This window comes from Microbulbifer sp. ABE4_465 (assembly GCF_056160765.1).
Genome location: NZ_JBSWXV010000001.1, coordinates 340,135 through 364,375 on the forward strand (window position 1 = coordinate 340,135; position 24,241 = coordinate 364,375).

Here is a 24,241-nt window from a genome sequence, read left to right on the forward strand (position 1 = left end):
GAATAATGTCCGGGTGGATCTAATGAATAAACGGCCAGCAGGTGGGTTTGCCTGTGTAGTTGCGGGTGTCTTGTCGGGGGTCTTTTCGGGGATGGTCGCGAGCTTGGCTTCCGCCGCATCCCCTATGGCAGCTCCTTCTGATTCGGGGTATGCGACCAGTGAGCGTGAAAACGTCCTGATCTTGATGTTCGACGATATGCGGTTCGATACTTTTTCCTACCGCGAGGGTCCGGTGCCTACGCCGAATATCGATTCCCTGGCCCGGGAAAGTGTGCGCTTCGACAACGCCATGACCACCACCGGTTTGTGCTCGCCGTCCCGCGCGGCCCTGTTTACCGGCCGCTGGGGGCACAGAACTGGACTGGACGATAACGTCGGCCTGTATCACTCCCGCCTCTCCGAGCTTGACCTGTCCGAAGGTGGTCTGATCGCCCGTGCCAAGGATGCAGGCTATTTCGTTGGATACGTAGGCAAGTGGCACCTGGGCCCTCAGGGGGTTCGCCTGCGCGGCGCCGACTACACCGCGGAAATCAAGGAAGCGGATTGGTCCCGCAGTATGCGCCAGCTGACGCCCTACGGTATCCAGAAAAATATTGCCAAATACAAGGCCGCAGCCAATGCGCCAGAAGACGAAAAGGCCGATTATTTCAATGGCGAGAAGGTCGAGTACTTTCAGACGTTGCCCGGCACTTACGAAGACACCGGCACCTATAAAAAGGTAAAAGCAGGTCAGGATCTTTTGCGCAAGGCGGCAAAAGAAAAGCGTCCCTTCTTTGGCGTTATCAGCTTCGATCAGCCGCACCCGCCGTACCGGGTACCGGAGCCTTACGCCAGTATGTTTGATCCCGAAACCCTGGCGCTACCGGCAAACCACCTGAGCAAACGGGTCAACAAACCCTTGTCCCAAGATGAACCGTTTTGGCCCTGGCACGACGTCAGCCATCTGAGTGATGCAGAGTGGTTGAAAATGCGCGCTTACTACTACGGCGCCATGGCGATGATCGACCGCGCGGTGGGCGAAATCCTCGAAACCGCGAAAGAAACCGGCCTCTACGAAAACCTGCATATCGTTTTTGTGGGCGACCAGGGCAGTATGCTCGGTGAGCACGGCCTGTACGACAAGGGTCCCTACGCCTACGACGAACTGATGCGTATACCGCTGATGATTCGCGATCCGGCAGTAGCCCCCAAATCCGTTACTCGTCAGGTTTCCATACTGGATATCGCTCCCACGCTCGCAGAAGTCATGCAGTTACCGGAAGACGGCGTACAGGATGGCCGCTCTCTGCGCACGCTGATGGATCAGGGTGATATCGCAGACAGGGATCGGCAGGACACCGCACTCTACGCCTACGAATGGTACAACGGCGGCTGGTTCGGTATCCGCGCTCTGCGTACCCCGGACATGAAATTTGTCTGGAACCCGGGCGACAAGCGCGATGAACTCTACGACCTGAACAAAGACCCGAGCGAAGTACACAATCAGGTCGACAATCCGGAATACGCTCGTGCGCACCAGCGAATGATCCATCTGATGCGGGTTGCACTGAAGAAAAATCAGGACCCGATGCTGAAGCGGTTCGATCTTCAGATGGGCAAAGCGAACAACCATTAAAACCAGATCACTTTTTGCCGGTGCCATATTGGCTGTCCGCAAAGTGGCAGAGTCGATAAGACGAGGGAAGTAGAATGAAAATAAAAACACTGATTCAATTTGCCGCACATTTTACGACAATACTCATACTGACCGGGTTTCTTTCCCTCAATACTGCAGATGCCAAAGAAACGGCTGGCGATGAAGCCACGCGCCCGAATATCGTGCTGATTCTGGCCGATGACCTGGGCTACGCCGATGTCGGTTTTAACGGTTCTGACGATATCGTCACACCAAACCTGGACCAGCTCGCCAACGAGGGCATGACCTTCAGTGAGGCCTATACCGCACACCCATTTTGCGGTCCAAGCCGGGCGGCACTGATGACCGGCCGCTACCCCCACAAGATCGGTTCCCAGTTCAATCTGCCAGTCCGCGGCTCTTTTGTGGGGATCCCTACGGAAGATAAGTTCGTCAGCAAAATGTTGCAGGAAAATGGCTACTTCACTGGGGCAGTGGGCAAGTGGCACCTGGGTGAGGCACCGGAATACCATCCCAATCGCCGCGGCTTTGACGAGTTCTACGGCTTCCTCGGCGGCGGTCACAATTACTTCCCCGAGCTGTTCAAAAAGCTATACGCCAAACAGAAAGCGCAGGGGCTCACCAATATCGATCCCTATATCAGGCCGCTGGAGCACAATGGCGAGGAAGTGGAGGTGAACGAATACATCACCGATGCTCTGTCCCGTGAGGGCGTCAATTTTGTGCGCAAAGCCGCAGACACCGGAAAGCCGTTTTTCCTTTACCTGGCCTACAACGCGCCCCATTCGCCACTGCAAGCGAAACAGGAAGATATGGCAAAGTTTCCCGATATCAAGGACAAAGATCGAAGAACCTACGCCGGCATGGTGTACGCCATGGATCGCGGCGTTGGCGATCTGGTGGAAACACTCAAGAGCACCGGGCAGCTGGACAACACCCTGATTGTCTTCTTTAGCGATAACGGCGGTGATAAAAGATATGGTGCCAACAACGATCCGCTGAGAGAAGGGAAGGGCAGTGTATTTGAAGGCGGTTTCCGCACGCCAATGGTGATGCACTGGCCGAAACAGATCAAAGCTGGGGCGCGCTTTGAACACCCGGTTAAAGCATTGGACCTGTTCCCGACCTTTGCAAGTTTAGCCGGTGCCGAGCTTGAACTGGGTAACAAGCTCGATGGAAAAAATTTGGTCCCATTCCTGCAATCGGGCGAGGCGCCCCACAAGGATGAACTGATCTTCGCCCTGCGCCACCGCGGTAGCTACAGCGATGCATCTGTTCGCCGCAATGAATGGAAGGCAGTCAAGGTGGGGGAGAACACTCCATGGAAGCTGTTCAATATCGAACAGGATAAAGAAGAATCGCGTGACCTTGCCAAAAAGCACCCACTGATGCTGCGCGACATGGTGCGTGAAATGGAGGTGTGGTCCTGGGATAACGTGCAGCCCGGCTGGTTCCACATCCACAACGAAGGCGCGCTGTGGCGTCAACACGGCATGCCACGGTTTGATAAAACCTTTTCCACGGATTGAACTTTCAGAAATTATCTGTAAATCATCAGTTTTCTCGGCCGCCCAAGTACATTCGGTTGCCGATTTTTTAGGCTTCCGAACATGAGTCCAATGGTTCCAAAGATGTGTCTGGCTGCGATGCTGGTTGCAATTTCCTCCACTAGCCTGTTGGGCTGTGAGCACCGAACGGCTGGAGCCGTACCAGTTAATGATGGCATACGATTTGCTGCGGTAAAAACTGGTTATTTTGGTGAGCAGAAAAACCAGCGGAAGTGGGGAGCTCCGGCCGTGGCGGATCTTGATCAGGATGGCTGGCCAGATCTGATCCTGAACGATCATGGCTTCGGTGTGCGGATACTCTGGAACAACGCCGGAGAATTTGGACAGCCTTATGATCTCCTGATGGGAGACTCTCACGGGGTTTCGGTCGCGGATTTTGACCAGGACGGCGCGTTGGAAATCATCGTCTCCCGCGGTGGCGGCTCTGGCTCGAATGCACGCAATTCCGTCATCTACCGGGTGGATGGCGAGCGCAATTTCGAACGCCTGGAAGATTTTCCCGAGCCGCTGATACATATGCGCGGTCGTACCGTACAGTTTGCAGATCTCGATCACGATGGCGCCGTGGATTTATTGAACTTCGCGTTTCCCTCCAAAAAGAAGCGCGGTGAGAGTGAGAATTACCTGTATCGCAATACACAAAATGGCACCCTTGAGTTAGCCGGCCGCTTGAATGCCAGGGTGCATGGCGATGGGCAGCGAACCCTGATTACCGATATCGACGGCGATGGTCAGCAGGATCTTTTATTGTATGGCTATGGCCCCATCTCATTGCACCGCGGCCAGGGCGGTTTTGACTTTGAGGAAGTGACGAAACAGTGGTTACCGGTTAAATACCGGGATGTCACCAGTGCAGTAGAAATTGATTTCGATAACGACGGCGACTTCGATATCGTTCTGAGCCGGGCAAATCCCTTTGAAAGCGGTGAAACCTTTTACGATGAAGAAACCGGGACCTGGGGCTTCTACGTGCGCCGCGATAGGTTCGAGTTCGACCTGGCGGCGGGTGACCTTCTTAAACTGGTCAATTACCAAAGTCCCTGGCCGCACCGGCAGATCTACATCGGCGAATCCGCCTATCAGTACAAGTTCCCCGGTGAAACCCATAGCGGTAAAACCCTCGACCTGATTAACAGCGACTCCCTGGGTTGGCCCGATAATCAGGCAAAGCAGGGGCTACATGCCGGCTATATCGGCAATCGCCAGTGGAGGATCGGTGGCAAAATCTGGTCTCCTACCGCCGGTGTGGTAAAGGGGTTAGCAGAGAACCCGAGCCCGCAAAGCGATAAACACAAGGATGCATTGAGCAACATCCTCCTGGAAAATCGCGATGGCAAATTCGTGGATGTTACTGCGCAGGCTGGTCTGGATGCTCCGTCTAACAGCACCGGTGCGGTAGTCGCGGATTTTGATAACGACGGCTACCAGGACCTGTTCTTCGTACAGCGTGGCAACCTGGTAACCCCCACAGAGTCCAGTATCTATCGTAACAAGGGCAACGGAACCTTCGAGGTTGTGCGCAACCATCAAGTGGTCACAAACGACCTGGGTGCCTGGGGCCTCGGCGGTGTGGCCCTGGACTTTGATCGGGACGGTAAACAGGACCTGTTGTATGCCAATGAACACGGGCAGTGGCACCTGTTCAAAAATCAGACCGGAAAGGCTGGAGAATCTCTCGTCATCGATCTGAGCGAAGGTAAGGCAACTGAATCCACCCTGCTCGATGGTGTCTTGCAATTAAGCGCGTGCGGCCGAACACAAACCCGTCGGGTTGGTGCAAGCAACGCCGGTTACGAGCGTGGCTATAACCGACATGTCTACTTCGGCCTGGCAGGTTGTTCGGAGCGCGGGCAATTGACTGCGACCTGGACCACCGGGGAAACAGTAACGCAAACCGTTGATCTGGCCGGCACCACCAAGGTGTCCCTGTTCGCATTGCGCTAGCGTGATCACAGCCGGACGCCGCCAGATGCGCGCGCAGTAGCTGTTCCGTGGTTTCCTAGTTGCAGTTTAGATACACAGCGCGCTTCTGCAGGTAGCCTTCGATGCCGTAGATGCCGTCCTCGCCACCGATGCCGCTGCGCTTGTGGCCGGAGTGGTAGCCCTGGATATACCCGACGATCTGTTTGTTTACGAATACGGTACCTACTTCCAGGCGGCTGATACCGTCCATGATTACCCGGTAATCGTCGGTCCACAGGTAGCAGCTGAGGCCATCGTTGCGGCGGTTGGTAATTTCTACAGCTTCATCGAAGGATTTAATTTTGACGATAGGCAGTACCGGTCCGAAGATTTCTTCCCGCGCCGCAGCCATATCCGCGGTCACGTCGGTGAGCACGGTGGGCTGGTACCAGTTGCCGTGTTCAAACTCGGCGCCTTCAGGGCGCGCGCCGCCGCAGGCGAGGGTGGCGCCGGCGTTGATGGTTTCCTGCACGATGGAGTCCACGCGGTCCAGACCCTGGGCGGTAACCGAGGGTCCCATGCTGGGATTGTCCATGGGGTTGCCTACTGTTAGCGCTTTTACTTTTTCCAGCACCTTGCGAGTGAATTCATCCGCGACCTTTTCGTGTACCAGCACCAGCTCGGCACAGATACACACCTGACCACAGTTGGCGTAGCGGGAGATGACTACCGCATCCGCGGCCTTGTCGATATCCGCATCGTCAAGCACGATAAACGAGGCCTTACCTCCCAGTTCCAGAGAGACTGCGGTGACGTTTTCCGCTACCGCGCGGCAGATGGCCTGGCCGGCGCGGATACTGCCTGTGAGGGTGACCAGTTGAGTAATGGGGCTTTGTACCAGGTGCTCACCCACAGCGATGCCGCTGCCGCTGATGATATTGATCACGCCCTTGGGGATACCCGCTTCTTCCACCGCCTTTGCAAATTCCATGGCGGTTACCGGGGTGGCCTCGTGGGGTTTTACGATCATGGTGTTGCCGGTCACCAGTGCCGGACCTACCTTGCGGCCGATCAGGGCCAGTGGGTAGTTAAACGCGCACAGGCCGACGGTCACGCCGTAGGGGACTTTTTGAATCCACAGCTGCTCACCGGCATTGTCCGACGGGAAGATATTGCCTTCGATGCGGCGGGCGGCTTCGGCAGAATAGGTGAGGTAATTGAGCGTATCGTCGAACTCGCCGTAGGCTTCGTTCAGGGTTTTACCCTGCTCCAGTACCAGCAGTTTGGCAAACAGGTCGCGCTTGGGTTTGAGGGCTTCTATCAGGTTGAACAGGTGGCGGCCGCGCGCGATGGCGGGGAGCAATTTCCAGCTCTGCAGCGCCGCCTGCGAGGAAGCGAGGGCGGTGTCAGCCTGTGCCAGCGTGCAGTCCGGGACACTGGCAAATATTTTGCCGTTCGCGGGATTTTCCACTGGGAGCTTACTATCACTGTCGACCCATTCACCGTCGATATAACACTGGTAATGTTGTTGAGCGGTTTCCGCTATCTGTGTACTCATCATCTTCTCCGTCGCATATTTTGTTTGTTGTTCGGTCGAATCTGTGGGTTGGGTGCTACTGGTCGGGAGCTACTGATTGAATACCGGTGCTCGCTTTTCAACGAAGGCTTTCAGTCCCTCCACCGCATCTGCGGTTTCATAGAGAGAGTCTGCCAGCTTCGCCTCTAGCGCGAGGCCGCGATCCAGCGGCAGGGAACTGCCTTCACGCAGTGCACGCTTGGTGGCCGCGATGGCGTGTCCGGGACCGCGGGCGATTTCTTCGGCAAACTCGGAGGTGCCGGCAGCCAGGGATTCCGCACTGTAGACGCCGTCCAGTAAACCCAGCTCCTGGGCCTGGGCGAGCCCGAAGGTATCGCCGGTAAGCAGGATCTCCATGGCGGCGCGGCGGCCGATCCGGCGCACCAGGCGCTGGGTGCCGCCGTTGCCGGGGATTAGTCCCAGTTTGATTTCCGGTAGGCCGAAGCGGTAGTTGCCTTCTGCCGCGAAAATAAAATCGCAGGCCATGGCAATTTCCAAACCGCCACCGAGGCAGTGGCCGGCGACTTCGGCAATATAAATCTTGCCGCTGTTCTCGATGGCGTTGGCGTTCTCCCGGGCAGCGGCGACCAGGGCGAGGTTTTGCTGCACGCTGTTGTTTTCAAACACTTTGATATCGGCACCGGCACAGAAAAATTTCGGTAGCGCGCTGTTGATCACCACCACGCGTACGCTGTCGTCCTGTTCCAGGGTGCGAATGACAATGCCGATTTCCCGTAGGAATGACTCGTGATAGGCATTCGCTGGCGCTAGCTGCAAGGTAATGTGGGCCACCCCGGGGGTAGACTTTGATAGCGAAACATTCGATTGCGAATGGCGCTCATTCATGACCGATTCCTCTCATTTTTCACTTCTCATCTCTCATCTTTGATTTCGTTATTAATGACGCCCTGGTGTTGCCCCAGTTTCGGCGCGGGTGTTCTTCCCCACAGGCACTGTTCGTCAATGCGAATGGGGCAGCGGCTGGTGGTCAACTGGCTTTCGCCGGACATGGGCAGGGACTGCAGCATGTCGAGGGATTTGAAACCGTCGTGTGCCAGCAGTTGATTCCAGTCGAGGACCTCGGCACACCAAATATCCGCCGGCTCGAGCAGGGATAGCCAGTGCGCGGTGGTCTGCGACCGCAGGTGATCGGCGAGAATCTGTTTGATGGCGTCCCGCTCGGCAAAGGCGAGGGTCGGCTCGCAATAGGGCAGTAGTGCGGGGCAGTCGAGCAGTCGCGCAAGGTCTTCTACGCGGCCCATGGAGAGCGCGATATAGCCGTCGTTGGTCTGGTAAAAGCCGTAGGCACCGGCCACCAGTGCGTGGGCGCCATTGACGGCGGCCCGCTCGATGGTCTGCTGAGAATCCTGTAAGGCGATGGTGAGTGGCTCGAACTGAAAATCCAGCATGGCTTCGAGCATGCTGATCTGTACCAGGCTGCCTTCACCGGTAAATTCCCGGGAGAAAGCGGCGGCGAGAATGCCCTGCACCAGCTGCGCGCCGGTAAAAATATCCGCAACCGGTACACCCATGGCTACCGGGCCATCGTCGCGGCTGCCGGACAGCCAGGTGAGGCCGGAGAGCGCCTGCAGCAGCAAATCCTGTCCGGGACGTTCGGCCCAGGGGCCGGTGTCGCCGTAGCCGGTAATTTCACCGTAAATAATGCGTGGGTTTATGGCTTTTACATGGTCGTAGTCGAGTTCCAGTCGCTGCGTGACACCGGGACGGAAATTGACGATCAGGATATCCGCTTTGCGGATCAGCGCGTTTAGCGCGTCGCGCTGGGCCGGATCTTTCAGGTCGAGGCAGTAGCTTTCCTTGTCGCGGTTGATGGCGTGGAACAGGGTGGATTCCCCTTCCAGCATACAGTCGGAAAGGTACAGGTTGCGCCCGTCTTCGCCGCGCTCGGGGCGCTCGATTTTGATAACCCGTGCGCCCAGGTCGGCCAGGCGCAAAGCCGCAGAAGGACCAGACAGAAATTGAGAGAAGTCGAGTACCAGCATACCGGCGAGCGGTTTTTGGAACTGGCTCATTGTGCGGCCTCCCGTTGGCATAAACCCGCGAGCAAAGTGTCGCGAATGTGATTGGTATCTTCACCCAGGCGTGGGGCGGCTGTAGCACTGGTAAAGCGCTGGCCGTTGATCCGCAGTGGGCAGCGGGTGGTGTTTACGGTGACCGCACTTTTCCCCGGTGAGCTGTGGTGGTCAGCCGATGAGGTGGGGCGGGAAACCTGCAGCTCCATGGCCACGGCCTTGAAGGCGGGGTGGTGGAGCAGCTGGTCGTAATCCACCACTTCCGATGCCCAGATGCCGGCGGCATTCAGGCGTGTCATCCAATGGCCGGTGGTTTGGGTGCGCAGGTGTTTTGCCAGTACGGCTTTGATCGCATCCCGCTGGCTGAAGGCTTCGCTATCACTTTTATTCAGTGCCGGGCACTGCAGTGCTTCGGCCAGTGGCCCGAGCGGTCCCATGGAAATGGCAATCCAGTGGTCGCTCGTTTGATAGATACCGTAGGGCGCGCCGAGGAATGCGTGGGCATTGGCAATCTCGCTGCGGCTGGCCAGTTGGCGGCCGTTGTTGAGGTAGGTGGTGAGACCTTCGAACTGAAAATCCACCATGGACTCCAGCAGGCTCGCCTGCACTTTGGCGCCGATACCGTGTTTTTTCCGGCGCACCAGGGCGGCGAGAATGCCCTGTGCCAGGTGCGTTCCGCACAGCATATCGGCAATGGCGAGGCCCAGGGGTACCGGGCCGTCACTGTGATTACCGGAGAGCCAGCCCACGCCGGAAACCGCCTGCGCGAGCAAGTCCTGCCCGGGTTTGTGCACCCAGGGTCCTTCGTTGCCGTAACCGGAGACTTCTCCGTAAATAATCTGCGTGTTAAGGGCTTTGACACTGGTGTAGTCGAGGCCAATTTTTTCCATCACGCCAGGGCGGAAGTTGTGGGTCATCACATCCGCCCGCGCGATCAATTCGCGTACTGCATTCAGGTCGCTCGGGTTTTTCAGGTCCGCACAAAAGGACTCTTTGTTGCGGTTAATGGTGTGGAAAAGCAGGCTGTCGCCATCCACCCACAGGTCTTTGGTGGCGAGACTGCGACAGGCGTCTCCGCTGCCGGGACGCTCTACCTTTATCACACGCGCGCCGAGATCCGCCAGGCGTAGGCCCGCGTAGGGGCCTGCCAGGTACTGGCTAAATTCGAGAACGGTTATACCTTTTAACGGTTGCATCATAAATTTCAGTGGTTGTTAGCTTTGACGTGATTTCACGTACAGCGCATTAAGCTGATCAAGTAGGGTATTTGCGTCGCCACCGTACATCAGGTAGTTGCGAATGGGCGCGCCGGCGTTGTCCTGGAAAAACATATGCCCATGGTAGCGTGGACGCAGGAAGGCGCGGTCCAGGGTGGGCAGGGTGTTGGTGAAGTAGTTGTTGGTCAAATGATTGGCAGACTCGCTGGTCCAGGCTTTGCGGTGCCCCGGTTGTCCACCGTACTGGATGTAAAAGGAGGCCTGCAGTTCCGGGTTGCCGGCAAACTCCACGAATTGTGCGGCCACTTCCGCGTGCTTGGTGTGCGCGGAGATGGCGAGGCCGGTGCCGCCCAGGGTGGTTTTCAGGTGGTCACCTTTGGGGCCTGCGGTCACGGTATCGCGGAATTCCAGCAGCTTGCGCGCATAGCCGGGTTGCGCGTAATTGGCGTAGCCGTAGGCGAAGGGGCAGTAGGCGAAGTCGTCACTGCGGGTCATGGCCTCGTACACCTTGATGGGATTCCAGTCGAAGCAGCGGCGATCCAGATTGTCGGACAGCGCCTTCAGCATGCCCAGGGCTTCGATACCCACTGCTTTGCTCACGACTTCTTCGCCCACACAGGGATCTTCACCCATGGCGGAGCACAACATGTAGAAGTTCATCAGGGTGTCCTGGGGAATACTGGGTACCGCCACCAGACCTTTTTCCGCCAGTGCCATAAGGTCTTCCCACATTTTGGGTTCTTCCAGTCCTTTTTCTTGCAGCAGGTCCGGGCGCAGTGACGCGACCGGGGTGGCGGCGTCCAGGGCGAGGGCCCACTGCTGGCCATCGTAGTGATAGGAGGTGTGAGAGTGCCCCACGGCATTGTCTGCCTGGTCCTTGAGGAAGGCGGCGGGCAGGTGCTCGTCCAGGGGCAGGATGACTTTTTCCCGTGCGGCAAAACCGGTCCAGGGGTGATCGATCACCAGCAGGTCGTAGCGGCTGGCGAGGTCGTCGATGGGGTGGTCGGCAAAGGCCTGCAGTGAGCGCTTGTCCCACTGGATGGTGACATTGGGGTTCAGTTCTTCAAAGCGCTGGGCGGCCGCCACCATGGGGGTAAAGCCACGGGTATGGTTCCAGGTCATGCCACGCAGGACGATGGGTTCCGCCGCCTGCTGTGGGGCGCCTTGCTTCAGTTGGTCGATGTCGGAGCTGCTCATAGTTTTCTCTCGATTCTCTCTAGAGTGTCTCGCTGTGCGAGGCGCGGGTGCTGGTCCGGGATTAGGGGCACCCGCAGGTTGGCGGCTCATCAGGATTATATTTTTATATTTGAAAGTGTTGTTCAAGTATAAAAATCGTTTTTTGGTGGTGTCAACCTGTGCTTAAATGCGCAGGCTTAACAAATCGATAAATTGGATGGGTCAGGGGGAAGCAGTGCCCGAGAAAGTGAGCGCAAAGGCCGGCAGCCAGAAGAATGGCAATGGCGCGAATAAATACGCGGTGCCCGCGCTGGATAAGGCGTTGGAGATACTGGAGTTTCTCGCCGCGGAATCGCTTCCGCTGTCCCAGTCGGATATTGCCCAGGGTATCGGGCGTACCAATAGTGAGATCTTCCGGGTGCTGGTTGGCCTGGAGTCCCGGGGTTATCTGCTGCGGGATGAGGTGTCTGGCAAATACCGGGTGTCTCTCAAGCTGCTGGAGCTGACCCGTACCCTGTCGCCAGTATCGCAATTGCGCTTTGCGGCGCAGCCGGAGATGGAGGCGCTGGCGGCACGTCTCGGCCAATCCTGCCACCTGAGTGTGATCCACCAGGGGCAGCTGATGGTGGTGCTGCAGGTGCAGAGTCCCGGGCCGGTTTCCCTGTCGTTCAACGAGGGTACGCTTTTCCCGTTGCTGCAGACCGTATCCGGGCGGGTGTTGCTGGCGAACTGTGAGGCCGGGCGCCGCGCCGGCCTTCTGGCGAAAACCGCTGTCCAGGAAGGTGAGGCCGAGCTCGAACACTCGTTGCTGTCGGTGCGCGATCAGGGGTTTGAACTGCGGACCAGTGAATTGACCGATGGCGTGACCGATTGCGCAGCCCTGGTAGGACAGCCGGACGGGGCGACCATTGCTGCACTGGCGGTTTCCAGCCTGACGTCGGTAGTGGGTAAGAAGCTGGAGCGGGAAGAGCTGGTGCGGGCGGTGCGGGAATCTGCCGCGCGAATCAGTGCGTCGCTTGGCCTCGGACCGGGGCAGTGAATAAATATATTCAAGAGTTAAAAAAACGCCCCTGAAAAGGGGCGTTGAAGCGAGAGAAATGCTTGCATTGCGGTACAAGCAAAGGTCACGAAGAGTCAATCGCAACTGACAAGGTGCACCGGATTCCATCACTGGGAGAGTCTCCGGTGTAAGAGAGAAATTGTTCAGGCGCCCAGTGCTTTGGCGCGGTTGGCCGCGTCCACCATGATGCGCGCCTTGTCCGCGATCTGGCTGGCATTGTCGCCGGCGGCGTAAATATTGGAGCCGAGGCCGAATCCGCGGGCACCGGCTTTCCAGTACTCTTCCATATTGGTATCGGTGATGCCGCCCACCGCCAGGGTGAGGATGTCTTTCGGTACCACGGCGCCCAGAGAAGCCAGATATTGGGCCGGGAAGTCCGCCACCGGGAACATCTTCAGCACCCGGGCGCCGGCTTTCAGAGCGTTGAACGCCTCGGTCGGGGTGAGACAGCCGGGAACCGAAATCAAATCCCGCTCTAGGGTGGCCTGGATCACCTCTGGGTCGCAGTTTGGCGAAACAATGATCTTTCCGCCCGCATTTTGTACACTCTGCACCTGTTCCGGGGTGAGTACGGTGCCGGCACCGCAGATGGTGGTTTCACCGAATTCATCCATGATTCTGGCCAGCCGCTCGATGCTTTTGAGGGGCTCAACCGGTGAGTTCAGTGGGATCTCGATAGCGCGCACGCCGGCATCCAGCAGGGTGTTGGCGACCATGTCGATCTCGTCCGGTGTCACGCCACGAATAATGGCGATCAGCGGGCAGGCCTCCAGGGCCTGATGAAACTGTTGGCTCAACATCGGGTCTTCCTGTGCTGTTTTCTGTTTATTCCCGGTGACGGGACAGGATGGATGCAGTATAAAGGGACTCAGGAATATTTGTATATAGTTAATTGTTAACAAAAATGGATTGGGGTTGTATGATGGGCCAACATCAAGTGGTGGCCGACCGTGCAACCAGAAGATACCTGAAGGTACCCCTGAAGAGGGTGGCAGGTATCAGCGGTCGGAGTACCCATAACAATAAAGAGGGTTATCCGATGAGAGGATTCCAATTGACCGCCTTCAAATTTGCCGCGATCGTGGCATTTGGCGGTTTCATCTTTGGACTGGATGCGGCGCTGATCTCCGGCACCGTGCGTTTTATTACTGCCGAATTTACCCTGTCCGACTTGCAGGTGGGGACCGTGGTCAGTGCGCCCGGTTTCGGGGTGATTTTTGCGTTGATGGTCACCGGGCGGATTTGTGACGCTTGGGGCCGTAAATCGGCGCTGCTGATTATCGCCGCTCTTTATCTTCTTTCTGCCGTTGGCTCGGTGCTCGCCCCCAATTTTGAAATGTTGGTGGCGGCGCGCTTCCTCGGTGGCCTTGCGTTTACCTCCCTGTCTCTCGCCTCCATGTATATCGGCGAGATCGCCCCGGCCAATATGCGCGGCAAGCTGGTCTCCATGAACCAGATCACTACCGTAGTGGGGCTGTCGGCGGCGTACTTTGCTAACTACCTGATTCTGCAGGCGTCCAATGCGGACGCAGTCTGGGTGGGCGCGCTTGGGATCGATCAGTACACCTGGCGTTGGATGCTCGGAGTGGAAGTGATTCCGGCGCTGATCTGGCTGTTGATGTTGCTGGCCATTCCCGAGAGCCCGCGCTGGCTGGTACTGAAAGGGCGCCTGGATGAGGCCCGCGACGTGATGGGCAAGTTAATCCCCGCTGGCCATATCGAACCGCAGATCCAGGAAATCCAGGAGAGCGCCGCGGCCGCACCCGCAGGCAGCTTCCGCCAGCAAGTGGCGGAGATTTTCAAGCCGCGCCTGCGCACCGCTTTCTGGGTGGGCCTGGTAATCGCCATCGCGCAGCCGATTACCGGTATCAACGCCATCATGTTCTACGCGCCCACGGTATTTGAACAGGTGGGTATCGGCACCAATGCCGCCTTTATGCAGGCAGTGATCGTCGGCGTAGTGAGCGTGATGTTCACGATTCTGGCGCTGCTGCTGATTGATCGTCTTGGGCGCCGCCCACTGGTGCTGTTCGGCCTCGCCTGGGGTGGTGTCAGCCTGTTTCTGTGCAGCTGGGCGTTCAGTCAGGCCAGCTATGAGTTGACCGCGGCTTCGCTACAGGCGCTGGCGAATGCGAATATTGATGTGTCTGGCTTGCAGGCTTTGGTCGGCACTGCCTTTGAGAGCGATGTGGCCTTCAAGCAGGCCACGTATGAGGCGCTCGGCGACGCAACCGCGCGGGCCAACGAGGGTGTGCTGATCCAGAATGCAATCCAGATCAACGCTAAATTGGTGTTGATGGGCATCATGTGTTTCATCGCCGCGTTTAACCTGTCCATCGGGCCGGTGATGTGGGTGCTCTTCTCGGAAATTTTCCCCACGCATGTTCGCGGTGTAGCGATTCCATTCTTTGCGCTGATTGTGAGTACCGTCAGCTACTTCGTGCAGCAGTTTTTCCCCTGGCAATTGAACAATATGGGCGCGACGGAAATCTTCCTGTTCTATGCCGCCTGTATCAGCGTGAGCCTTGCGCTGCTGTTCCGCCTGCTGCCGGAAACCAAAAACAAATCCATCGAAGAAATCGAAGCGACCATGGTGCGGGCCTGAGCGCGCGCACTGGTGGACCGTTCAAGAAAGTGAGAAGTCTTCATGTCTAAAGCCTTGCTGGATCAGAAGGTTGTAATCGTAACCGGTGCCGCTGCAGGCATCGGTTGGGGTATCGCACAGGTGTGTGCCGAGGCGGGTGCCAAGGTGGTACTGGCGGATATCAACGACGCGAGTAACCGGGTGGAAACCCTGCGCGATCGCGGTTTTGAGAGCGCCTATTTTCCGTTGAATGTGGGGGACGCTGCCGCCATCGCACCTTTCATCGACGAGGTCTTCGAAAAGTTCGGGCGCATCGATGGCCTGGTGAATAACGCCGGCGTCACCATCGAGGGGGACTTTCTCGAGTTCGATCTGGACAAGCTGAATTGCCTTTGGGAAGTGAACCAGCGCTCGGTATTTCTGTTGTGCCAGGCGGCGGCGCGCCGTATGCCGGCAGGGGCCGCCATTGTAAATATCGCCTCCAATCACGCCGGTGCCAGCGTAGCGGGCTACGAGATGTATGCCGCCACCAAGGGCGCGATTGTCGCCATGACCCGCGCCATGGCCTGGAGCCTGGGCAAAAAAGGAATTCGCGTGAATAGCCTGTGCCCAGGCCTGACCAAGACCGAAACGGTGGCAAAAGTCGCCGATAAAAACCCTACACTGGCAGCGTCTTTCGATAATATGCACGCGGACAAAAAATACAACACGGTGGAGGAGGTCGGCCACATTGCTGCCTTCCTCCTGTCGCCCTGTTCCGGTGCCATGACCGGCTCCAATATCACCGCAGACCATGGCCTCAGTGCCAGCCTCTGTCCCACCGACGATCTGAAATGAGCGGAGTGCGAGCATGAAGATTAGCGATATCAAGGTTTACCCCGCCTGGGTTGGACACCGCAATCTGTGTTTGGTGAAGGTGGAAACCGATGAGGGAATCTATGGCTGGGGCGAGTCCGGTTTATCCAGTCGCGAGCTGGCGGTGGCCGGTGCGGTAAAACATTTCCGCGAGTTTCTGATTGGCTGTGATGCACGCAACATTGGCGCCCTGTGGCAAGAGATGTACCGCAGCCAGTATTTCGAAGGTGGCCGGGTGCTTACCGCAGCTATTTCTGCTATCGACATCGCCCTGTGGGATATTGCCGGCAAGGCGCTGAACGTGCCGACCTATCAATTGCTTGGCGGCAAGCAGCGCAACGAAATTCCACTGTTCGTTACCTCCACCAAACCCATGGGACAGGCGCTGCTGGATGACTTCCGTGCACTGCGCGAGCAGGGCTGGGAAGTGATTCGTGCAACCACAGGCGAACACGGTTCGCCCACCGAGCCCACCACGTTTGATGTGCGCAAATCCATTGCCGCCGCAGCCGGGAGCCTGAAGGAAATCCGTCAGGAGCTGGGGGAGGAGTTGGTGCTGGGTATCGACTATCACCACCGCCTCTCCGTTGCCGAAACCGCGAGTTTCTGCCAGAAACTGGGCGAGGGCGTGCTCGATTTTCTCGAAGAGCCAATCCGCGATCAGTCGGTTACCGCGTACCAGGGGCTGCGCAAACTGGTGAATGTGCCCTTTGCCATCGGTGAAGAGTTCGCCAGCAAGTGGGACTTTATACCTTATATCGAAAACGATCTCACAAACTTTGCCCGTATCGACGTGTGCAACGTGGGTGGTTTGACCGAGGCGATGAAAGTGGCGGCGATGGCGGAAAGCCACTACATCGACATTATGCCCCACGACCCACTGGGCCCGGTGTGTACCGCTGCCACCATTCAGATGTGCGCGGCGGTGCCAAATCTTTCCTGGTGTGAGATTGCGCCTTACGACAGCAACAAATCCGATCACGACAAGTATTTCATCAACCGCCCGAAAGAAGTGAATCGGGTGTATCCGGTGGGCGATGCGCCGGGCATCGGCATCGATGTGAATGAGGAAATGCTCGCAGAGCAGTCTTTCAAATTCTGGGAGGCACCAAGACTCTACAAGCCCGACGGCAGCTACACCAATTGGTAAGAAATCTACTGCGCGTGCGCCTGGCGGCGTTCGATACGATTTCCAGCATTGATGAAAATTGATAATTAGAATGAGTAAGACGATGGAAACCAAGACCACTTCCAAGTATTCCCGCCAGCTGCTGTTGCGCTCCGTGCTGAGCCTGGCCGTTGCTGCCGCCACCCTGGGTGGCCTGGCTGCGTGTTCTTCCGGTGACAAGGGGGGTGAATCCAGTGCGGTTGCGAAAGTCTCTGCGGACTCCAACCTGTTGGCCGAAGATTTTTTCCTCGAAAACTTTAACGAGGGTGGGATTCCCGCATCGGTGCAGGTCAATAATGGCACCGCGAATCTGGTAGACGATGGTGCCGGTGGCAAGGCGCTGCAGGTGAAGTTGAAACTGCAGGAAAACAACGGCGCGGGCCTGGTGATTCAGCCGGCGGAAGCCTGGGACTGGAGTGAGTTTTCCGACTTCAACCTGGCGTTTGATGTGGCCAACAATGGTGACGAGTCCGTTCAGATCGATGTCACCATGGGCGATAAGAATGGGGATTTCTACACCCGCGGCCTGGTGGTACCTGCCGATGGTGTGTACCGTACCTATTACGCCAAGCTGCACGGGCACGACCAGGAAGATCCGAAAGCGGCCGCACAGAACGAATTCAATTTTGCCTCTGGTCTGCGCTCCAACCCGCCAACCTGGCAGTCCGACGATATTATGCTGCATTCCTTCTGGGGCAAGAAGCTGCTGGATCTGAGTGGCATTACCCAGATTTCTTTTGGCTCCGACGGCAGCCTGAGCGATCGCCAGTACACCATCGACAATCTGCGCCTGCGGGCAAACCCGGCCATGGATGAAAATTTCCTCACCGGACTGTTGGACAAGTACGGTCAGAACGCCAAGGTGGACTACGAAGGCAAGATCCACTCCGATGAAGAACTGGAAAAGGTAGTGGCAGAAGAGCTGGCGAGTCTTTCCGGCAAGCCCAACAGCGACCGCTCCAAATTCAGCGGCTGGAAAAATGGCCCGCAACTGGAAGCCACCGGCTATTTCCGCACGGAAAAAGTCAATGGCAAGTGGGCCATCGTGGATCCGGAGGGTTACCTGTATTTCTCCACCGGTATCGACATTATCCGCTTGTCCAACTCATCCACCATTACCGGATACGACTACGATCAGGACCTGATTCCCAAACGCAGCGCCGATGAAGTCATTGCCGAAGACGATCAGCCCCTGAACCGGGTGGACGAAAAAGCCTGGGCGACCCGAGAACTGATCTCCAAAACCCGCGCCGATATGTTCAACTGGCTGCCCGGTTACGACGATGACCTGGGGAATCACTACGGCTACCGCCGCGAGACCCAGTCCGGCCCGCTCAAACGCGGTGAAACGTTCAGTTTTTACAGCGCCAATTTAGAGCGCCGTTACGGGGAAACCTATCCCGAGTCCTACCTGGATACCTGGCAGAAAGTCACCATCGACCGCATGCTGGACTGGGGCTTCACTTCCCTGGGTAACTGGGCGGCGGATTCCTATTACAGCGAGGAGCGCATTCCGTTTGTGGCCTTTGCGGACATCATCGGTGAGTTCAGCACGCTTTCCAGTGGCTTTGATTTCTGGCATCCGGTGCCGGATCCGTTTGATCCGCGCTTTTACCAGCGCACCGTGGTGGCTGCACAATCGGTCAGCCAGCAGATTGACAACAGCCCCTGGTGCATGGGCATTTTCTTCGACAATGAGCAGAGCTTCGGTCGACTGGAAAGTGATGAGTTGCATTACGGTATTGTGATCAATGCGCTGTCGCGGGATGGCGCGGACACCCCGGCCAAGGCCGCGTTTACCAAAGTGCTGAAAGAAAAATACGGCACCATCGAGGCGTTGAATAACGCGTGGAATAAAGAAGTGGCGAGCTGGGAAGCGTTCGAGAAGGGGATGGATTCCAGTCTCACTACCGAAGCCCAGCGCGAAGACTATGCGACCCTGTTGTTCGAGTACGGCAATCAGTATTTCGGCACCATTCGCAAGGCGATGAAGTCCATCATGCCGAACCACCTGTACCTTGGCTCTCGTCTGCCGAGCTGGGGCATGCCTCCGGAAATCGTCAAGGCCGCCGGCAAGAATGTGGACATTATCAGCTACAACCTCTACGAGGAGGGGCTGGTGCCGTCCAAATGGGATTTTCTGGCGGAGATCGACAAGCCGAGTCTGATCGGTGAGTTCAGTTTCGGTTCCGACGATCAGGGCCACTTCCATCCGGGGATTGTGATTTCTGCGGACCAGAAAGACCGCGGCCGTATGTTCAAGAACTATATGCACTCGTTTATCGACAACCCCTGGTTTGTGGGTGTGCATATGTTCCAGTACATGGATTCGCCGATTACGGGCCGCGCTTACGATGGCGAGAACTATGCCAACGGATTTGTTTCCGTGGCGGACGTGCCTTACGTGGAAATGGTCAAAGCGGCCAAGGAAGTCCACGAGGGGCTGTATGAGCGCCGCTTTGGCGATGTGAAGCCTGTCGAGTGATTTTTCGAGCGCTGTAGATAGTTCGGTGGCGGCGACGCTGCCGGGTAGGGCTTCCCAGGACACGCCGTGAACCCGTCCATGGGGGCTCTTCCACGAGGTCCCTCTCGCGGAAGGTCCTGGAAAGCCCTACCCGGCATCGACGCCTGCTCGAACAGATAGGTGGTTCAAACGTGCCTGCGCCAAAAGCCGGGCGATGGAGACAAGCGCGGTGCCCGAGAGGGCATCGCGCTTTTTTTATTGGTAAAACAAAGGTTTAAGCCCCTCAAGGGACATTGAAACGTTTACATTGAGTCTGGATGACTGTAGATTGTTAACAAAATATTGTTGATAAAACAGAATGACGATCTTTTGGTTCCGGGTAGCTCAATGTCGATCTCTTCTTCCTCAGTTCAATGTCTGTTGAAGCAAATTTGCTTCGGAATCCTGTGGCTTTCTGTGCCTCTTGTGCTGCTGTCTGCCTGCGGTCAGCCAGGCGATAAAGGCGCAGTAGTTGCGGGTCCGGGCAATGAGCACGAATACCCGCCGGTTTTATTGATTGGTGGTCGCGGGATCCCCGCAGGTGTGGAAGGGCAGGGAGTGTCGCTTTCCCGACTGTCGGTGGACACCGGAATCTCCCCGTTGCAGGCGATTTTCTCCAAAAACACCTACGAGCCGCGACTGGATCTTGCCCCGGATTCCGGCTGGGACTGGAGTGGTACCGGGGAGAATATCGGTCTGTCCCTGAAAGTAACCAATCCCGGGGACCACTCGGCGCAGTTGTTTGTGTCAGTCTACGATGATGAGACTTACGGTACCCGCTCGTTCAATGTGCCCGCGGGCGGGACCGGTACTTATTATTTCGATCTGAATGGTCCGGCACTTGCCCTGGATACGGGTATGCGGGATGCGCCCGCACTCTATGACAACGCCGCAACGGCGATGACCTGGATGTGGGGCAGCAAGTCACTGGATCTGGCGAATATCCGCCGTCTCGAACTCAATATGAAAAGTATCCTCAGTGACCGGACTCTGGTGATTGAGGATATATCCCTGGCGGGCAATGGCGATTTCCAGCCGCAGAAGTTGCAGGGAATTTTCGATCAGTACGGCCAGTATGTGCCCGAGGATTACCCGGAAAAAATCCACAGTGACGACGGGCTACGCGAAAGTGCCGAGCGCGAGGCGGAACAGTTTTCCGGCCCAGCTGGATTTACAGATCGCTCCCGGTTTGGTGGCTGGGCCGAGGGGCCGCGGTATAAGGCAACGGGATATTTTCGAACGCAAAAAGTCGATGGCCAGTGGGCGCTGATCGATCCCGAGGGGTACCTGTTTTTTGCCACCGGTGTCGACAATATGCGCATGGATAACACGGTCACCATGACCGGTGAGGATTTTGCGAATCCAGAAACCGAAGACGGGAAGACCATTGCATCCGAGCTGCGACGCAACCTGTTCCAGTGGTTGCCGGATAGCGATGATCCGCTCGCGGCGCATTATTTTTACCGCCCGGTAGTACACACGGGGCCGGTGGAAAAAGGGCAGGGCTTCAGTTTTTATCGGGCCAATCTGCAGCGCAAGTACGGCCCGGAATTTATGCAGCGCTGGCGCGAGGTGACTATTGATCGCCAGTTGGCCTGGGGATTTACCACTCTCGGGAACTGGGCCGATCCCTCCCTGTATGACAACGGCAAGGTGGCGTATGTGGCCAACGGCTGGATTCGCGGCAATCATAAAAGAGTCAGTAGCGGCGATGACTACTGGGGGCCGCTGCACGATCCGTTTGATCCTGAATTTACCGCATCCGTTCAGCGCACCGTCGCTCAGGTTGCCTCGGAAGTCGAGGACGACCCCTGGTGTATGGGCGTGTACATCGAAAATGAGCTGAGCTGGGGCAACACAAAAACCGATGCCGGCCACTTCGGTCTGATCATTCATACCCTGACCCGGGATGCGGTGGATAGCCCGGCTAAAGCGGCATTTGTCGATATCCTGAAAAGCAAATACACCAGCGTGGAGAGCCTGTCCCGCGCCTGGTCCCACCCGGTGGATTCCTGGGCCGCATTCTCCCGCGGGTTTGACCTTGCCGAGTCTGCCGGCGGCAAGCAGCCCATTGCGGGGCCGCTGCGCGAAGATTTCTCCCTTTTACTGGAAGCGCTTTCCAAACAATTTTTCTCAGTGGTGCAGCGCGAGCTGGCGGCGGTAATGCCCAATCATCTGTTCCTTGGTGCGCGCTTTGCCGACTGGGGTATGACCCCGGAAGTGGTGCGCGGTGCCGCTGCCCATGTGGATGTGGTCAGTTACAACCTCTATACCGAGGGCCTCGCGGCAGACAACTGGGATTTTCTCGCCGAGATCGACAAACCCTCGATTATCGGGGAGTTCCATATGGGCGCCACGGATTCTGGCAGCTTCCATGCCGGTCTGGTTTCCGCCGAGAGCCAGCAGGAGCGGGGCGCCATGTTCCGCGACTATATGCGCACCATCATTGATAACCCTTGGTTTGTGGGTGCCCAGTGGTTCCAGTACATCGATTCGCCGGCCTCCGGGCGCGCTTGGGATGGCGAGAACTACAACGTCGGCTTTGTCACCGTGGCGGATGAGCCCTACGGCCCGCTGGTGGCCGCAGCCCAGGCGCTGAACCGGGAACTGTATCCGCGGCGATATGGGCAAAAAAAATGATTGATGTTAATTGTTAACAATATACAATGGTTTCATTGATTGAGGTCTAATCAATGGATGTATTGAAGTGCTAATAAGAAATCACGGATTTTGGGGTTCCTCCATGCTGATGGAAGTACAAGAGCAGGCGAAAGAACTGCTGTCTTCGAGCACCATCGCCGCCACCAAGGTTGAGTATTACCAGATTCCCCTGGCAGAAGTACTCTCCGATGCGCGCCACGGTGACCATACTCACTTTGAGGTTCTGGTGTTTCGTGTGCGCTGCCAGGACGGCCTGGAGGGCGTGGGGTATACCTACACCGGTGGTCGCGGCGGTCGCGCCATTTACTCGCTGTTGCAGGACGATATCCAGCCGCTGCTGGAAGGCCGCGATGCCTCGGATATCTTCGCCATCTGGGAGGGGATCCAGTCTCACCTGCATTACGTTGGCCGCGGTGGCCTGCTGAGCTTTGCGCTGTCGGCGGTGGATATCGCCCTGTGGGATCTGCGCTGCAAACGTCTGAATCTGCCCCTGTGGAAGGTGGCCGGCGGCGTTGGGAATACCACCAAATGCTATGCCGGTGGCATCGATCTGAATTTCCCTGAGCCCAAACTGCTGGACAACATTTGCAACTATCTGGCGCGCGGCTTTAACGCGGTCAAGATCAAGGTGGGCAAGGAAGACTACCGGGAAGACGTGGCCCGCGTGGAAGCAGTGCGCAAGCTGATCGGTGATGACGTCACCTTTATGGTGGATGCCAACTATTCCATGACCGTGGAGCAGGCGGTGCGCTTTGGCCGCGCGATCGACCACTGCGATATCACCTGGTTTGAAGAGCCCACTATTCCCGATGATTACCTGGGGTACGGCCGTATTGCCGACGCCATCAATATTCCCTTGGCGATGGGGGAGAACCTGCACACGGTGCACGAGTTCACCTATGCCATCGCCCAGGCCAAGCTCGGTTTCCTGCAGCCAGATGCCTCCAATATCGGCGGTATCACCGGCTGGCTGAAAGTGGCGGAACTGGCCTACGCGCACAACCTGCCGGTGTGCAGCCATGGCATGCACGAACTGCATGTATCGCTGATGGCGAGCCAGCCCCACGCCGGCTACCTGGAAGTGCATTCATTCCCCATCGACGAATACACCACCCGCCCGATTGTGCTCGAAAACGGCCGCGCTGTTGCCTCTAACGAGCCGGGTACCGGGGTGACTTTTGATGAAACTCTGCTGCGACCACATCTGGTCAAGCATTCTTAACAGGTGAAGTTCATGCAAGCTCAAGCTGCACAGTATGTCGGCAACAAATCGTTTGAAGTTGTGGAAGGTCGCTGCGAAGCACCAGCGGCGGATGAGGTTCGTCTCAAGGTCGGTTACGTGGGAATCTGCGGAACTGATATGCACATCTACCACGGTGTGATGGACCAGCGTGTTCAGCCGCCCAAGGTTGTCGGCCACGAAATGTCCGGAGTTGTGGATGCGGTGGGTGAAAACGTAAAGGATTACGCCGTGGGCGAGCGCGTTGTCGTGCGTCCGCTGGATTACTGCGGTGACTGCCCGGCCTGCGATGAAGGTCACAGCCATATCTGCCACAACCTGAAGTTTATGGGTATCGACTCTGTCGGTGCTTTCCAGAGCTACTGGAATGTCAAAGCCCGCACTTTGCACAAGTTGCCGGAAAACGTTTCCCTGAAGCAGGGCGCACTGATCGAGCCGCTGGCGGTAGCCTGCCACGATATCTCCCGTGCGCGCCTGAAGGCCGGTGAAAAAGCGGTGATTCTTGGTGGTGGTCCTATCGGCCAACTGGTGGCCCAGGTTGCCTTGGGTATTGGTGCCGAGGTAATGATCTCAGAACCGAGCCCGGAGCGTCGCGCGTTTGCCGAGAAAACCGGTGCGCTGGCGGTAAACCCCATCGAGCAGGATCTGAAAGCGGCGGTGGAAGACTGGACTCGCGGCAAGGGCGCAGACGTGGTCTTTGAAGTGTCCGGTGTGCAGCCCGCGGTGGATGCCATGACCGACATTGCTGCCGTGCGCGGACGCATCTGTATGGTGGCCATCCACTCCCAGAAGCCACAGCTGGATCTGTTCAAGTTCTTCTGGCGCGAGCTGGAACTGGTGGGTGCCCGCGTATACGAAGCGGCGGATTTCGAGCAGGCCATTGAGATGGTCGCCAATGGCAAGATCGACCTGGTGCCATTTATCAGCAAGGTCGCACAACTGAATGATATCGGCAGCGCATTCGCCTCCATGGATGGCAATCCGTCCGGCATGAAAGCGCTGGTTTCCTGCGGCGCTGAAGACTGAGCCGCACATCCGAGAACGAATTGAAGTGAGAAATAC

At 57.2% G+C, this 24,241-nt stretch carries 17 protein-coding genes; 11 read left to right on the forward strand and 6 right to left on the reverse strand.

Annotated features, from left to right (window positions below; all coding sequences use genetic code 11):
* Positions 1-124: 124 nt before the first annotated feature.
* The 3 genes from ACXAG1_RS01370 (at position 125) to ACXAG1_RS01380 (ending at position 5,148) form a co-directional block, all read left to right on the forward strand.
* Positions 125-1,615 carry a sulfatase-like hydrolase/transferase gene (locus tag ACXAG1_RS01370; protein WP_475118714.1) on the forward strand — a complete coding sequence of 497 codons (1,491 nt, stop codon included), beginning with the start codon at positions 125-127 and terminating at the stop codon, positions 1,613-1,615.
* Positions 1,616-1,689: 74 nt separating this feature from the next.
* Complete coding sequence (locus ACXAG1_RS01375) at positions 1,690-3,165, forward strand: sulfatase-like hydrolase/transferase (RefSeq protein ID WP_475118715.1); 1,476 nt, start codon at positions 1,690-1,692, stop codon at positions 3,163-3,165.
* A gap of 267 nt (positions 3,166-3,432) precedes the next feature.
* Positions 3,433-5,148: an FG-GAP repeat domain-containing protein gene (locus ACXAG1_RS01380; RefSeq protein ID WP_475118716.1), complete on the forward strand. Its 1,716-nt coding sequence runs from the start codon at positions 3,433-3,435 to the stop codon at positions 5,146-5,148.
* Positions 5,149-5,203: 55 nt separating this feature from the next.
* On the opposite strand, the gene ACXAG1_RS01385 is transcribed toward ACXAG1_RS01380, so the two are convergent.
* The 5 genes from ACXAG1_RS01385 to ACXAG1_RS01405 all read right to left on the reverse strand — a co-directional run bounded on the left by ACXAG1_RS01385 (position 5,204) and on the right by ACXAG1_RS01405 (position 11,129).
* Positions 5,204-6,664 carry an aldehyde dehydrogenase family protein gene (locus tag ACXAG1_RS01385; RefSeq protein WP_475118717.1) on the reverse strand — a complete coding sequence of 487 codons (1,461 nt, stop codon included), beginning with the start codon at positions 6,662-6,664 and terminating at the stop codon, positions 5,204-5,206.
* Positions 6,665-6,733: 69 nt separating this feature from the next.
* Complete coding sequence (locus tag ACXAG1_RS01390; protein WP_475118718.1) at positions 6,734-7,528, reverse strand: enoyl-CoA hydratase/isomerase family protein; 795 nt, start codon at positions 7,526-7,528, stop codon at positions 6,734-6,736.
* A gap of 26 nt (positions 7,529-7,554) precedes the next feature.
* Positions 7,555-8,715, reverse strand: a complete 1,161-nt coding sequence (locus ACXAG1_RS01395; RefSeq protein ID WP_475093207.1) for a CaiB/BaiF CoA transferase family protein — start codon at positions 8,713-8,715, stop codon at positions 7,555-7,557.
* Positions 8,712-9,911 carry a CaiB/BaiF CoA transferase family protein gene (locus tag ACXAG1_RS01400; protein WP_475093206.1) on the reverse strand — a complete coding sequence of 400 codons (1,200 nt, stop codon included), beginning with the start codon at positions 9,909-9,911 and terminating at the stop codon, positions 8,712-8,714. Before ACXAG1_RS01400 ends, ACXAG1_RS01395 begins: the two co-directional genes overlap by 4 nt.
* An 18-nt stretch (positions 9,912-9,929) precedes the next feature.
* Positions 9,930-11,129 carry an ABC transporter substrate-binding protein gene (locus ACXAG1_RS01405; protein ID WP_475093205.1) on the reverse strand — a complete coding sequence of 400 codons (1,200 nt, stop codon included), beginning with the start codon at positions 11,127-11,129 and terminating at the stop codon, positions 9,930-9,932.
* 214 nt (positions 11,130-11,343) lie between these two features.
* Here ACXAG1_RS01405 and ACXAG1_RS01410 point away from each other — a divergent pair, with 214 nt between their 5' ends.
* Positions 11,344-12,147 carry an IclR family transcriptional regulator gene (locus ACXAG1_RS01410; RefSeq protein ID WP_475093204.1) on the forward strand — a complete coding sequence of 268 codons (804 nt, stop codon included), beginning with the start codon at positions 11,344-11,346 and terminating at the stop codon, positions 12,145-12,147.
* 164 nt (positions 12,148-12,311) lie between these two features.
* Here the strand turns inward: ACXAG1_RS01410 and ACXAG1_RS01415 are convergent, their stop codons facing one another.
* Positions 12,312-12,968, reverse strand: coding sequence for a 2-dehydro-3-deoxy-6-phosphogalactonate aldolase (locus tag ACXAG1_RS01415; RefSeq protein WP_475093203.1), 657 nt, complete (start codon positions 12,966-12,968; stop codon positions 12,312-12,314).
* Between the two features lie 254 nt (positions 12,969-13,222).
* Between ACXAG1_RS01415 and ACXAG1_RS01420 the strand changes: the two genes are divergently transcribed.
* The 7 genes from ACXAG1_RS01420 (at position 13,223) to ACXAG1_RS01450 (ending at position 24,205) form a co-directional block, all read left to right on the forward strand.
* Complete coding sequence (locus ACXAG1_RS01420; RefSeq protein ID WP_475118719.1) at positions 13,223-14,773, forward strand: MFS transporter; 1,551 nt, start codon at positions 13,223-13,225, stop codon at positions 14,771-14,773.
* A 42-nt stretch (positions 14,774-14,815) separates the two neighbouring features.
* Positions 14,816-15,589 carry an SDR family NAD(P)-dependent oxidoreductase gene (locus tag ACXAG1_RS01425; protein ID WP_475118720.1) on the forward strand — a complete coding sequence of 258 codons (774 nt, stop codon included), beginning with the start codon at positions 14,816-14,818 and terminating at the stop codon, positions 15,587-15,589.
* A 13-nt stretch (positions 15,590-15,602) separates the two neighbouring features.
* A complete protein-coding gene (locus tag ACXAG1_RS01430; protein WP_475118721.1) occupies positions 15,603-16,757 on the forward strand; it encodes a mandelate racemase/muconate lactonizing enzyme family protein in 1,155 nt (384 codons plus the stop codon).
* 70 nt (positions 16,758-16,827) lie between these two features.
* The gene (locus ACXAG1_RS01435; protein WP_475118722.1) at positions 16,828-19,260 is read left to right on the forward strand and encodes a beta-galactosidase; all 2,433 of its coding nucleotides are present in this window, start codon (positions 16,828-16,830) and stop codon (positions 19,258-19,260) included.
* Positions 19,261-19,695: 435 nt separating this feature from the next.
* Positions 19,696-21,918 carry an agarase gene (locus ACXAG1_RS01440; protein ID WP_475118723.1) on the forward strand — a complete coding sequence of 741 codons (2,223 nt, stop codon included), beginning with the start codon at positions 19,696-19,698 and terminating at the stop codon, positions 21,916-21,918.
* A 103-nt stretch (positions 21,919-22,021) separates the two neighbouring features.
* Entirely contained in the window at positions 22,022-23,161 is a 1,140-nt protein-coding gene (locus tag ACXAG1_RS01445; protein ID WP_475093197.1) for a mandelate racemase/muconate lactonizing enzyme family protein, read from the forward strand.
* 12 nt (positions 23,162-23,173) lie between these two features.
* Positions 23,174-24,205 (forward strand): zinc-dependent alcohol dehydrogenase, encoded by a 1,032-nt coding sequence (locus ACXAG1_RS01450; RefSeq protein WP_475118724.1) that lies wholly within the window; start codon positions 23,174-23,176, stop codon positions 24,203-24,205.
* The last annotated feature ends 36 nt before the right edge of the window (positions 24,206-24,241 follow it).